The sequence below is a fragment of the Micromonospora sp. NBC_00821 genome (genome assembly GCF_036347035.1).
GTDB lineage: Bacteria > Actinomycetota > Actinomycetes > Mycobacteriales > Micromonosporaceae > Micromonospora > Micromonospora hortensis.
Genome location: NZ_CP108880.1, coordinates 2559481 through 2571866 on the forward strand (window position 1 = coordinate 2559481; position 12386 = coordinate 2571866).

12 protein-coding genes are annotated in these 12386 nt (G+C 73.0%); 6 read left to right on the forward strand and 6 right to left on the reverse strand.

Translation table 11 applies throughout. From position 1 onward, the window contains the following. Window positions 1-122 precede the first annotated feature (122 nt). Window positions 123-1880 carry a CDP-glycerol glycerophosphotransferase family protein gene (locus OHB44_RS11665; RefSeq protein WP_330440785.1) on the forward strand — a complete coding sequence of 586 codons (1758 nt, stop codon included), beginning with the start codon at window positions 123-125 and terminating at the stop codon, window positions 1878-1880. Between the two features lie 105 nt (window positions 1881-1985). Here OHB44_RS11665 and OHB44_RS11670 read toward each other — a convergent pair whose 3' ends face one another. Further along, a complete protein-coding gene (locus OHB44_RS11670; protein WP_238686275.1) occupies window positions 1986-2324 on the reverse strand; it encodes a DUF952 domain-containing protein in 339 nt (112 codons plus the stop codon). A gap of 113 nt (window positions 2325-2437) precedes the next feature. Here OHB44_RS11670 and OHB44_RS11675 point away from each other — a divergent pair, with 113 nt between their 5' ends. The 3 genes from OHB44_RS11675 to OHB44_RS11685 all read left to right on the forward strand — a co-directional run bounded on the left by OHB44_RS11675 (window position 2438) and on the right by OHB44_RS11685 (window position 4943). Further along, on the forward strand, window positions 2438-2749 hold the full coding sequence (locus OHB44_RS11675) for a hypothetical protein (RefSeq protein ID WP_238686274.1): 312 nt from the start codon (window positions 2438-2440) through the stop codon (window positions 2747-2749). A gap of 97 nt (window positions 2750-2846) precedes the next feature. After that, window positions 2847-3503, forward strand: a complete 657-nt coding sequence (locus OHB44_RS11680; protein WP_091401433.1) for a response regulator transcription factor — start codon at window positions 2847-2849, stop codon at window positions 3501-3503. Between the two features lie 9 nt (window positions 3504-3512). Continuing rightward, window positions 3513-4943, forward strand: coding sequence for a sensor histidine kinase (locus OHB44_RS11685; RefSeq protein WP_330440786.1), 1431 nt, complete (start codon window positions 3513-3515; stop codon window positions 4941-4943). 10 nt (window positions 4944-4953) lie between these two features. Here the strand turns inward: OHB44_RS11685 and OHB44_RS11690 are convergent, their stop codons facing one another. The 4 genes from OHB44_RS11690 to OHB44_RS11705 all read right to left on the reverse strand — a co-directional run bounded on the left by OHB44_RS11690 (window position 4954) and on the right by OHB44_RS11705 (window position 9349). Next, window positions 4954-5910, reverse strand: coding sequence for a TAXI family TRAP transporter solute-binding subunit (locus tag OHB44_RS11690; RefSeq protein ID WP_238686272.1), 957 nt, complete (start codon window positions 5908-5910; stop codon window positions 4954-4956). 64 nt (window positions 5911-5974) lie between these two features. Then, window positions 5975-6724 carry a hypothetical protein gene (locus OHB44_RS11695; RefSeq protein ID WP_330440787.1) on the reverse strand — a complete coding sequence of 250 codons (750 nt, stop codon included), beginning with the start codon at window positions 6722-6724 and terminating at the stop codon, window positions 5975-5977. 106 nt (window positions 6725-6830) lie between these two features. Further along, window positions 6831-7628 (reverse strand): peroxide stress protein YaaA, encoded by a 798-nt coding sequence (gene yaaA / locus OHB44_RS11700; protein WP_238686270.1) that lies wholly within the window; start codon window positions 7626-7628, stop codon window positions 6831-6833. A gap of 65 nt (window positions 7629-7693) precedes the next feature. Continuing rightward, entirely contained in the window at window positions 7694-9349 is a 1656-nt protein-coding gene (locus OHB44_RS11705) for an ArnT family glycosyltransferase (RefSeq protein WP_330440788.1), read from the reverse strand. Between the two features lie 173 nt (window positions 9350-9522). Here OHB44_RS11705 and OHB44_RS11710 point away from each other — a divergent pair, with 173 nt between their 5' ends. Further along, on the forward strand, window positions 9523-10563 hold the full coding sequence (locus tag OHB44_RS11710) for an App1 family protein (RefSeq protein WP_238686268.1): 1041 nt from the start codon (window positions 9523-9525) through the stop codon (window positions 10561-10563). Between the two features lie 7 nt (window positions 10564-10570). Here OHB44_RS11710 and OHB44_RS11715 read toward each other — a convergent pair whose 3' ends face one another. After that, window positions 10571-11215 (reverse strand): TetR/AcrR family transcriptional regulator, encoded by a 645-nt coding sequence (locus tag OHB44_RS11715; RefSeq protein WP_330440789.1) that lies wholly within the window; start codon window positions 11213-11215, stop codon window positions 10571-10573. Window positions 11216-11298: 83 nt separating this feature from the next. Here OHB44_RS11715 and OHB44_RS11720 point away from each other — a divergent pair, with 83 nt between their 5' ends. Further along, on the forward strand, window positions 11299-12294 hold the full coding sequence (locus OHB44_RS11720) for an alpha/beta fold hydrolase (protein ID WP_330440790.1): 996 nt from the start codon (window positions 11299-11301) through the stop codon (window positions 12292-12294). Window positions 12295-12386 lie beyond the last annotated feature (92 nt).

Here is a 12386-nt window from a genome sequence, read left to right on the forward strand (position 1 = left end):
CGGTCGGAGGCTGCGCGCCATGCCGGCCGACAGCCCCGGGCCGCAACCGCAGTGCCGCCGAGGTTGACGTCGACCACACCACGGGCTCAGCCCGTCATGGAACTCGTAGGGAGCGAACTCGTTTGTTCGGCACGTTGACAGGACGCCTCGGGGTGGCCGCCCAGAGTGCGCTACTGGTACTGGCCTACCTGGTCATGCTCGTCGGTGGCGTATTCGGTTGGATCGGCCTGTTCGCCGTCGCCGGGTTGGCCGCCATCATCGGCGAGTTCGCCGTCGCCCGCTGGTCACCGCCGTCGCAACTGCTGTTGGAGAAGGTGGGCCTGCACTGGTCGTACCGGCAGCTGACCCGCGACCTCGCCGCCGTGTTGCTGGTCGTCGCCGAGGTTCGGCTCAGCGGCGGCGAGCTGACCCTGCTGCTGGTGCTGCCGGCAGCGGTGTGGGTCGTGTCGGTCTTCGCGGGTGCGCTCTCCACCATGATCGATCGTCGTAACCCGCTCTCCGCCATGGTGCGCAACATCGACCTGGGTCCACTGTCCGGCGCCCCCCAACCGCCCGCCTGGGCGGCGGCGGTCGCCGGTGACCGGATGCCGCTGCTCAACCTGCTGCTGGTGCCGGCCGGCGTGGCCGCCGCGGTGCAGCACGATCCGACGCCGTTCTTCGTGGCCGGCGCGGTGGCGGTCGTGGCGACCGGCCTGGTGGGCGCCATCATCGCGCTGACCTGGCTGCGGGGTCGGGGCGCCGGGCAGGGTCCGTTGCTGCCCGCGGTGCAGCGCTGGCTGGACAACTACCGGCCGGAGGTGGCGCTCTACTTCGCCGGCCCGGCCAAGGACGTCTACCAGGCGAACATGTGGCTCGCCCCGACCGAGGCGCTCCAGCAGCGCGCTGTGGTGCTGATGCGCAGCCGCGAGGCGTTCCTGGAACTGGCCGACACCCGGCTGCCGGTGATCTGCGTACCGGCCGGGGTCGACTTCATGAACCTCGACCTCGGCGGCATCCGCGCGGCGCTCTACTCCGCGAACGTCGGCGCGAACATCCACATGCTCCGCGAGCCGGGTACGAAGCACGTCTTCGTCGGGCACGGCGACAGCGACAAGCAGGCCAGCGTCAACCCCTACAGCAAGGTGTACGACGAGGTCTGGGTCGCTGGCCTGGCCGGCCGGGAGCGCTACGCGCGGGCCGGCGTGGGGGTGCTCGACGCGGACATCGTCGAGATCGGCCGGCCGCAGCTCGCCGGGGTGCACACCTTCGGCGCCGAGTCGGTGGACCGGCCTTTCACGGTGCTCTACGCGCCCACCTGGGAGGGTTGGCTCGACGACGACCCCTACCACACCTCGCTGGTGCTGATGGGTGAGCGGATCGTCAAGGGGCTGCTCGCCACGAATCCGCGGGTCCGCCTGATCTACAAGCCGCATCCGCTCACCGGTTCGCGGTCCAAGGCGGCGAAGGGCGTGCACGACCGGATCGTCACGGCGATCCGCGCGGCCGGCGGCAACCCGGACGCGTCCTCGCTGGACGGCACCGCGCACCTGGTGGTCACCGGCCGCACACCGGGTTTGTTCGACTGCTTCAACCAGACCGACCTGCTGGTCAGCGACGTGTCCAGTGTGGTGTCCGACTTCGTGCAGAGCCAGCGGCCGTACGTGGTGGCCAACCCGGCCGGCCTGTCGGAGGACGATTTCCGCCGCGAGTTCCCGACGGCGCGGGCCGCGTACCTGCTCTCGAAGGACTGCGGCGAGCTGGAGAAGATCGTGTCGGTCACCCGGGCCGGTGACGACCCGATGACCGAGGCCCGCCGGGAGCTCAAGACCTACCTGCTCGGCCCGGCCGAGGCGAACCCGATGGACCGGTTCCAGCAGGAGATCGCCAGGCTCTGCCACTGAGCCCCGTCCCTTCGGCATCGCGCCCGGCCCGACACTGTCGGGCCGGGCGCGTCCGTGTCAGCCAGCAGAGCGGCCACCGGGTCAACCCAGCAGTGCCGCGACCGGTCAGCCCAGCAGGGCGGCCACCGCGTCGGCGGCCGGAAGGTCCGCCGGCAACGCCCGCGACTCCGCCACCGCCGCGACCGGCAGCGGGCCGTACACGTGCGGGAAGAGCTGCCCGCCGCGCGACGGCTCCCAGCGCAGCGCGTCGCCCAGTCGCTCCTCCTCGACGCTGAGCAGTGTCAACCCGGTCGCCCCGGTGAAGTGCCGCCGCGCCGTCTCGACCACCTGGTCGGCGCCGGAGAGGTGGATGAACCCGTCCTGCCGGTCCACCGCGGAGCCGGTGAAGGCGCCGGCGGCGAGGGCGTCGTCCCATTCGGCGTTCGACAGCAGTTTGTAGATCACCACAGCAGCGTACGGGGCAGTGGTCGGCGCGCCCGCCCGGTTTTCGCCGGTACCGCCGCGCCCGTCGCCTCCCGCCGGGCATGCTCAGGTCACGGGCCGCGGAGGGATGGGCGATGAAGAGCTACGACGATGACTGGACCGACAGCCAGCGCGCGTTGTACGACGAGTGCTACCAGGCCGGCGGTGAGTGGGCCGACGATCCGGACACGTCGTCCGACGACGTGCAGCACGTGATCAACCTGGCCGAGGCGGACGACGACGCCTTCCAGGACGCCGAAATCGACTATCCGGCCCTGGTCGACGCGGTCACCCAGGCCAGCGGGGTCAACGTCACCAGCGTGCCGGCCAGCCACGAGGACCCGGGCTTCCGCGGGTTCACCGACGGCGTCCGGGACGCCACCGCCGACGACACCTTCGGCCTGTAGCGGCCGGCTGCCCGCCCAGCGCGGGTGGGCGGCCTCCCGGTCCGCTCGCACTTCTGCCACCATTCGCAGAACAGCGCTGCGAGGGACGGGGGCACGGGTGCGGATCCTGCTGGTGGAGGACGACCGCCGGGTGGCCGCCGCGCTGTCCTCCGCCCTCACCCGCCGGGGGTACGAGGTCGAGCACGCCGCCACCGTCGCCGCCGCGCTCTCCGCCGCACCCTGTGACCTGGTGCTGCTCGACCTGACCCTGCCCGACGGGGACGGCACTGACCTGTGCCGGGAGCTGCGTCGGCGCAGCAGTCAGCTCGGCATCATCGCGGTGACCGCCCGGGGTGAGGAACGTGACCGGGTGCTGGGTCTGCGCCTGGGCGCTGACGACTACGTGGTCAAGCCGTTCTCGATGGTGGAGTTGCAGGCCCGGATCGAGGCGGTGTTGCGCCGCGCCGCGAACGCGGCGCCCGAGCGGCACCTCATCGAGGCCGGGCCGGTCCGCATCGACGTGGCCGCGCGGACAGTGACCGTCGACGGCCGGGCCGTCACGTTGACCCGCAAGGAGTTCGACGTGCTGCTCTCGCTGGCCCGCCAGCCCGGGGTGGCGGTGCCCCGCGATCGGATCCTGCTCGACGCCTGGGGCACCACCTGGGCCGACCGGCACACCGTCGAGGTGCACGTCGGGTCGCTGCGCGGCAAGCTCGGCGACGCCCGCCTGGTGGAGACCGTGCGCGGCGTCGGCTACCGGCTGCGCGACGCGTGAGGAGCTGACGTGCGCCGTCGCCTGGTGATCAGCTATCTGCTGCTGATGGTCCTCGTCCTCATCGCGCTGGAGACCCCACTGGCCGCCACCATGGCCAGCCGCGAGACCGAACGGGTCCGCGCCGACCGGCTCGCCGACGCCACCCGGTTCGCCTCGCTGGCCGGCCCGGCGCTGCGCGACGGCGGGCCCGGCCCGATCGAGTCGGAGCTGACCAGCTACGACGACCTGTACGCGATCAGCGCCGCGATCGTCGACCGGGACCGGAACATCCCGGTCTCGTCGCCGAGGTGGCAGGCCAGCCCGGGGACCGCGACGGTGCTGGACGTCGCCCTGTCCGGGCAGCAGACCAGCGCCCCCGAGTCGGTCTGGCCCTGGACGACCGACCCGGTGATGGTGGCGGTACCGATAAACGACGGGGGTGAGGTGCTCGGAGCGGTGGTGATCGTGACCCCGGCCGGTCCGATCCGCCGAGCCGTCATCGCGTGGTGGCTGTTGCTCGCCCTGGCCGGTCTGCTCGCCGTGCTGGCCTGCGTGCTCACCGCGTTCGGGCTGGCCGGTTGGGTGCTGCGCCCGGTCACCGAACTGGACGCGGTCACCCACGAGATCGCCGAGGGCGACCGGGGCGCCCGGGTGCAGCACCGGTTGGGACCGCCGGAGCTGCGCCGCCTCGCGGCCAGCTTCAACCACATGGCCGACGTGGTCTCCGACGTGATGGACCGGCAGCGTGCCTTCGTCGCCCACGCCAGCCACCAACTGCGCAACCCGCTCACCGCGCTGCGGCTGCGGGTGGAGGAGTTGGGGCCCAGCCTCACCGACCCGGACGGTCGGTCCGAGCACCGGCTGGCCCTGGAGGAGACCGACCGACTCGCGTTGGTCCTCGACGCGCTGCTCACCCTCGCTCGGGCCGAACGGGAGGAGAACGAGCGCGTCACAGTCGACGCCGCCGCGGTGGCCGCCTCCCGGGTGGCCGCGTGGGCGCCGCTGGCCCGGCACCGGTCGGTCGCGTTGCGGCTGGCCACTACCGACGCCCCGGCGTACGCCCAGACCGTGCCGACCGCCGTCGACCAGGCCCTGGACGCCCTCATCGACAACGCGGTGAAGTTCAGCGGGGCAGGCGGGGCGGTGACGGTGACGGTGGCCAGCCGCGACGGCGGGGTGGCGCTGGAGGTTAGCGACTCCGGCCCCGGCATGACGGAGAGTCAGCTCGGCCAGGCCACCGAGCGGTTCTGGCGGGCCCCGGACGCGCAGAACGTGGACGGCGCTGGGCTCGGTCTGACCATCGCCGCCGTGCTGGTGGACGCCTCGGACGGGCGGCTCACCATGCGCCCGGGGGAGTCGCGGGGGCTGATCGCCGCCCTGTGGTTCCCGACGCCGACCCTTGCGGTGGAGTCGGCGGAGGAGGAACCGGCCGCCGACCTGAGCCCCTCACCGGCACTGTGAGGCCCGGCCGTCACGGTTTGGTGGCGCGGTACCAGGACGCGGCGCCCGGGTGCAGCGACAGCGGCGCGGTGACGATCGCCGAGCGGGGGCTCATCCGGCCCGCCGCCGGATGGGCGGCGGCCAGCTCGGCCCGGCGTTCCATCAGCAGCCGGGTCACCTCCCGGACCAATGGCTCCGGCAGGTCGGCCCGGACGATCAGGTAGTTCGGGTCGGCGACGGTGGTCACCGCGTCCACCCCGTACACCGAGCGGGGGATGTCCCGGGAGACGTAGACCTGGCCGTAGCGCGAGCGCAGCGGCTCGGTCCACTCGCTGAGGTCCACGATCCGGATGGCGCTGGCCTCGGCCAACTCCTCGATGCCCCGGACCGGCAACCCGCCGGAGAAGAAGAACGCGTCGATCCGCCCGGAGCGCAGCGCCGCCACCGAGTCGTCCAGTCCGAGCCGCTCCCGCCGCACCTCGTCACCACCGAGGCGGGCCACCTCCAGCAGCCGGGTCGCGGTGATCTCGGTGCCCGAGCCGGCCGCGCCGACGGAGACTCGCCGGCCGCGCAGGTCGGCGACCGTGCGGACCGGGCCGCCGCTCGTGGTGACCAGGTGCAGTTGGTCGTCGTACACCCGGGCGACGGCGTCGACAGTGGGGCTTCCCGCCGTGCTGGTGGGCAGCACGTCGGCCTGGGTGAAGCCCAGCTCGGCCCCGCCGGAGCCGACGAGTTGAACGTTCTCCGCGGAGGCGGCGGTGATCACCACGCTGGCCCGTACGTCGGGGAGTTCCCGGTTGAGGATGGCCGCCAGGGACTGCCCGAACGCGTAGTAGACAGCTGTGGGGCTACCGGTGGCGATCCGGATCGACGTCGGCTCGGTCGGGGCGTCCCGGCAGCTGGCGACGGCCAGGTTCGCGATCAGCAGCACCGTCGACAGGGCGGCCAGGCCGGCGCGGCGGGACGAGGTACGACTCACGCGGTGCACTGTGCGCCGTCGGGCGGGTGCGCGCAAGCCCGGGTTGGCGAGGTGCCGGACGGTCGGAACCCGCTCAGCAGGCCGCGCGACCTGCCGGCGCCAGGCCCGCGCCCCGCGTCGACGTCGGGGTCACCCCGCGCGTCGTCGTCCCGGGTTCCGCCATCGGGCCGCGCGCCGGCTCCAACGCCGCGCTGCGCAGGATCCGTTGCCGGTCCGGGCCGTCGGCCACGCTGACCAGGAAGCAACCGGTGCCGGGGCGGAGCCGGGCCGGCACGTCGAGCACCGCCGCGCCTCGGATGAGCACCGCGGCCAGTTCCCGGTCGGTGAGCCGGACACCGAGGATGTGCCGGCGGACGTGCCGCCCGGCGGCCAGCAACGCCGAGCGCCAGGCTGCCTCCGCCAGGCGGGTCACCAACCGTCGGCGGGCCGGTGAGGCGCCGGGCAGCGGCCCGCCGAGCAGCTCACGTCGCCCCTGCCACCAGCCCGCGTCCAACATCCGGGTGTACGCGCCCTGGTGCTCCCGGGGCACCCACAGCCGGTGCAACTCGTAGCGGCGACGCAGGCCGCCGACGGCCACCTCGTGGGTGACCGGGATGTCCAGCCGGTTGAGCAGTTGCCGCATCCGCTGCGCGGCGTCCTCCCTGTTGAACTCCACACCGGCGGTGTGCTCGGCACGGACCGCGTTGGGCCGGGCGGCGGTCGGTGGCGGTGTGCACCGCAGCAGGCAGGCAGCCTCGAACGCGTCGCCCAGTGTCAGCCAGCCCAGCGGGGATGGGGTGGTCGGGGTGTGGGGCCGGTCGAGCACTGCGGGTTCGTGGGTCAACGGAGGCTCCCTTGTCGGAGTCTGGGTTGCCCTACCGTGGCCCCTGCCACGCCGTTACGGAACCGGTCCGGCCCAGCCTTGAGCAAATCTTGCGGCTGCGGCGCCCCTACAGGTCGGTGACCACCAGATCCACCTGCCGCACCCGGCCCGCGGCGGTGGCCTGCTCCAGCACCGTGTGCTTCAACTCCCGCAGGGTGCCCACCAGCTCCGCCGCGGTGCGCGGCCGGGCGCCGGCGACGAGCAGGTCCCGGACCAGACGGCCCTTGGTCGCCTTGTTGAAGTGGCTGACCACCGAGCGGACCAGCACGCCGTCGACCTCCCGTTCGTGCAGAACCCGCACCGTGACAGTGCGTTCGGCCAGCTCGCCGCGCGGCGTCCAGGTGGCGGCGTACGCGCCGGAGCGCAGGTCCAGCACCGGGCCGCGCCCGGCGGCGGCGTCCACAGCGGGCGTCAGCTCCTTGCGCCAGTACGTCGACAGCGCCCCGACGTCGGGCAGGCGGGCGCCGATCGGGCAGCGGTACGGCGGGATCCGGTCGGCCAACCGAACCGCGCCCCACAGCCCGGAGCTGATCAGGATCGACCGGCGGGCCGCCCGTTGCGCGGTGGCCGGCAACGAGGCCAGGTCCAGCGCCTCGTAGAGCACACCGGTGTAGAGCCGCTCGGCCGGTGCGGTGGCCGCTTCCCGCAGTCGGGCGTTGCGCCGCAGCTCGCCCCGCTGGCCCTCGCTGAGGCCGAGCGCGGCTCGCGCGGCCTCCTCGTCCGGCCCGGCGCTCAGCGTCACCAGGGCGTCCAGCACCCGCTCGCGGGCCGGGTTCAGCTCGGGCAGCGAGAGCCGGTCCGGCGCCCACCGCCTCCCGGTGCCGGCGTCGGCCTTCCCCTCCGAGGGCGGCAACAGGATGAGCATGGGTCTCCTCGACGGGCGAAACGGCGGCGCCCCACGCGCCGGCCCGGCCAGCGTACGACCAGCCCCTACCGCCAGGGCCGCACCGGGGTGTCGGGGTGGTACACGCGATAGCCGCCGACCTCCCGCACCGGCGTGGCGTCGGCCCGGTCGGCGAGCAACCGGCGCAACCGCCGGTCCATCGGCGAGTCGACCTCCACCACGTAGCCCGGTCGCTCGGCCCGCCCCACCTGCCGCCAGTACGGCCGGTAGCGGTTCTGCCCCGGCGACAGGTCCCCGTCGAGCACCCCGCAGACCACCGACTCATCCGTGTTGAAGATCAACCGGTTGCAGGTCCAGTAGTCCCCGTACACCTCGTGGGGTCCGTCGGCGCGCAGCGCGGCGGCCAACTCCCGGGCCTGGCGCTCCTCGGTCCGCGACGGCGCGGTGCCGGTGGTCGCGAACAGCACGGTGATCACCAGGGTGGTCACTGTCAGCGCGGCCAGCACGGCGGCGGACAGCGCGCCGGTGAACCGTCCGAGCACGCTGCTGGTGCCTCGCCAGGCGGTCAGCGCCGCCACCCAGAGCGGCCAGAGCACCGCCGGCAGCGACAGTTGCAGCACCGACAGGTACCGGGCGTTGTCCAGCGGGCTGGTAGCGGCGAGCGGACTGCGCACGTACGACAGCAGTGTCAACGCCGCGCCGGCGATCAGCGCGAGCTGCACTACCGGCCCGACCCGCTCCCCGCGCGGCGCCTCGGCCCCGCGTCCGCTCCGCTCCCCGTGCGGCGCCCCGGCGGCGCGACGGTACGCGAGCACGGCGAGTGCCGCCCCGGCCAGCAGCAGCACCGGGTACAGCACGCCGAACCACTGTTGCCAGCGTCCGCAGCCGTCCACCGGGCAGAGCCCGTGCGCGAGCGGCACCCCCTCCAGCAGGCCGCCCCGGACCCGGTCGGACCACGGCGGCTGCGGCCCGGCCTTGGTGCTGACCTCCCGGAACACCGACAGCGAGTCCTCACCGGGCCCGGCCCGCAGGTTGTCGACGATCATCGGGGCCACGCCGACGACCACCCCCGCCGCCAGCAGCAGACCGGACCAGCCGAGCAGCTCCCGCCGCACCGCCCACACCAGTGCCAGCCCGGCCACCGCGAGGTACGGCAGGATCAGCCAGTCCGACCAGACGGACAGCCCGACGAGCAGCCCGAACAGGCCGATCGCGAGCCGTCGGCGGTGGACCGTGCCGACGGCCAACCCCACGGTGATCAGCAGCATCAGCAGCACCGCCGGCTTCACCTCCGGTCGCCCACCGACGACGGTGAGCTGGTCGCGCACCACCCGCTCCGGGCCGAGCGCGAGCAGACCCACCACGACGGCGGCGAACCACGGGGTGCCGAGCCGGCGGGTCAACCGGTGGATCAGGTAGAGGAAGACCGCGTAGAGCGCGAGCATCGGCAGCCGCAGCACCGGCCAGCTCGGCCCGAACACCGCCACCAGGGGAGCGGCCAGGTACGACTCCAACATCCCCATGTAGTGCTGGCCGTAGAGGAACACCGGGTGTTCCCGGCCCTGCCCGATGTGCAGCGCGGCCAAGCCGAAGGTCGCCTCGTCGCTGTTCGACACCGGCACCGTGAACAGCGTCAGGACCAGCCGGTAGACGACCCCGGCGAGCCCGAACAGCAGCGCGACGAGCGCCGGCCGATCGAGTCGCGGGCGCCATCGCCCACGGTGCTGCTCTGGATGCGACACGACCAACGCCCCCGTCGTCGTCCCGACCGGAGTGTTTCACGTTCAGCCGGGTCACCGAGGCGGATCGGCGCAGCGGGGTGGGGCTGGATCGGGTCCACGGTGGCCGGGCCGCACCGGCGCTGCCGGGGTCGGCTCGCGTGGCCGTGGCTGTCGACGTGTGGCAGGGTTGGCGCGTGCCACCCACTCCCGCCGGCCAACTGGCCGTTCCGAACCTGCACCGGGCTGCGCGGATCGAGGACGCCGTGCACCAGCTCGTCGAGCGCCGGCTGCGGCGCACCGGCTGGCGGGTCAACATCGTCGCGTACACCGGCTACGGCGCGCCGGGTTGGGTGCGGGTGATGTGCCGGGTGCTGCTGGGCCGTCCGGACACCCGCCAGCGGGGTCGGTTGGACAAGGTCCGGGGCTGGCGCAGCTTCACGACGCTGCCGAACAAGCACGTCACGGTGACCATCGAGGCCGGCGGGGTGCGGCACGAGACGCGGGCCGACCGCAGCGGCTTCGTCGACACCCTGGTCGAGGCGGACCTGCCGCCCGGTTGGGGTACGGTCCGGCTCAGTGTCCCGGACGCCGAGCCGGTCGACGCGCCGGTGCGCATCCTCGACCCGGAGGTCAAGTTCGGCATCATCTCCGACATCGACGACACGGTGATGGTGACCGCGCTGCCTCGGCCGCTGCTCGCCGCGTGGAACACGTTCGTGCTCGACGAGCACGCTCGCAACGCGGTGCCCGGCATGGCAGTGCTCTACGAGCGGCTGGTCACCGCGCACCCCGGCGCACCGGTCTTCTACCTCTCCACCGGCGCGTGGAACGTGGCGCCCACGTTGACCCGCTTCCTGTCCCGGCACCTCTACCCGGCCGGGCCGCTCCTGCTCACCGACTGGGGCCCGACCGCCGACCGCTGGTTCCGCAGCGGCATGGAACACAAGCGGGTCACCCTCGCACGGCTGTCCCGGGAGTTCCCCGACGTGCGCTGGCTGCTCGTCGGCGATGACGGCCAGCACGACCAGGAGATCTACCGGGAGTTCGCCGCCGCCCACCCGGAGAACGTCGCAGGCGTGGCGATCCGCCGGCTCTCCCCGACCCAGTCGGTGCTGGCCGGCACCCTGCCCGCCCCGGCCGGCCGCCCGTCGTCCGGGCCGGTGGGGCAGAAGTGGTTGTCCGCCCCGGACGGCGCCGGCCTGTGGCAGTTGCTGCGCGACGCCGGCCTGGTCTGACGGCCGATCAGGACGACGGATTCCCGGCCGTCGGTGCGGTGCCGAGGGACCGGCGAAGCATGGTGACCAGTTCCTCGGCTGCGTGCCGGCTGTCGAAGTCGGGGTCGGCCAGGCACTCCGACACGATCGCGTCGATGGCCCCGTTCACGATGACGGCGGTGGCCTGCGGGTCGACGCTGGGCCGGTAGTCGCCGGCCGCCCGCGCCGCGTCGATCAGACCGGCGACCGCCTCCCGCCGACTGCGCGCGTTCGGCGTGTCATTGATGCCGGTGTCCTCGCTCAACGCCTCCACGATCATCCGGGTGTGGTCCGGGTGGTCCCGCAGGTACGCCACCAGGGACCGGACGTAGGCCTCCACCGCGGACGCACCGGATCGTGCCCCGACTTCGGCGCCGACGTACGCGGTGAGGGATTCCAGGACCGAGGCGTAGGCGGTCCGCACGACCGCGTCCTTGGACGGGAAGTGGTAGAGGACGGCGGCCTTGGAGATGCCGGCCCCCTCCGCGATGCGGGCGAGTGAGGTGCCCCGATAGCCGTGCCGGGCAACCAGATCGATTGTCACGCCGATGAGTTGCGCCCGTCGCGCCTGCTCGGTGATCGTGAGTGGCTTGGCGGCGCGGACCTGGGCTGACGTGGCGTCGTTCGGGTGCACCCGCTTACCGTACCGGCCCCTTCGCCTACCACTCTCTGACCTGACGGTTGTATTTTCTACCATGCGGTTAGTAATCTGACCTCATGGTGACGAAGGTCGTGCGGGGGGTGGGCAGATTCCTGCGAGCGCATCGGCGCGGCCTTCTCCGAGCCGCCGCGGTGCTCGCGGTGATCACGGTGGCGATCGCGTACGCGCTGCGCGACCCCGCACCCGTCGGCTACTTCACGTCGGCGCAGTCCCACGATCGTTTCGTCGGTGCGTACCGGGAGGCGATGGCGGACCTGCCCGAGCCCGACCGCACCCTCGACGTCCGGACCGGATACGGCGTCGTACGGCTCTACCACTTCAGCGGCGGCACCGACCCGGCGGCCGCGCCCCTGCTGCTTCTGCCCGGCCGGGCGTCGGCGTCACCGGTCTGGGCGGACAACCTGCCGTCGCTGCTGCGGTCGCGCAACGTCTACACCGTCGACCTGCTCGGTGAGCCGGGCATGAGCATCCAGCAGCGCCCCATCACGGACACGACCGCGCACGCGCAGTGGTTGCACGAGGTCCTGCTGGCGCTGCCCGAGCCGACCATCCACCTGGTCGGCGTGTCGTTCGGCGGTTGGACGGCGATGAACCTCGCTGTGCACCGGCCGCAGAAGGTGGGGAGCGTCGTACTGCTCGATCCGGTCCTGGTCTTCGCTGGTCTGTCGACGGAGGTGGTGCTGCGGTCCATCCCGTTGAGCGTCCGCTGGGCACCCCGATCCTGGCGGGACAGCTTCACCAGTTGGACGGCGAACGGCGCCCCGGTGGAGGACGTACCGGTCGCACGGATGATCGAGGCCGGCATGCAGGCGTACGTGATGAAGCTGTCCGCCCCGACCCGGCCGTCCGAGGACCAGCTCGCGGCGGTCGACGTCCCGGTGCTCGTCCTGATGGCGGGAAAGTCCCGCCTGCACGACGCTGGCGAGGCCGCGAAGCTGGCGAAGCGGTCCCTGACCCACGGCACGGTGAAGACCTACCCGGACGCTTCACACGCCATCAACGGCGAATACCCGAACGAGATAGCCGCCGACATCTCCTCGTTCGTCAATTGAGGGGCGAACCCTCGTCGACGTCGGCGGCATGACCCGCCAAGCTCAGCCCTGCCGCAGGCGAACCGCGCCCAGCGGCGGCTCCTGAAGGGCCG

Coding starts and splice junctions, on each gene's coding strand:
- OHB44_RS11675 (WP_238686274.1), top strand. CDS start 2,438: ATGAAGAGCTACGACGATGACTGGACCGACAGCCAGCGCGCGTTGTAC.
- yaaA (WP_238686270.1), bottom strand. CDS start 7,628: ATGCTCATCCTGTTGCCGCCCTCGGAGGGGAAGGCCGACGCCGGCACC.
- OHB44_RS11720 (WP_330440790.1), top strand. CDS start 11,299: ATGGTGACGAAGGTCGTGCGGGGGGTGGGCAGATTCCTGCGAGCGCAT.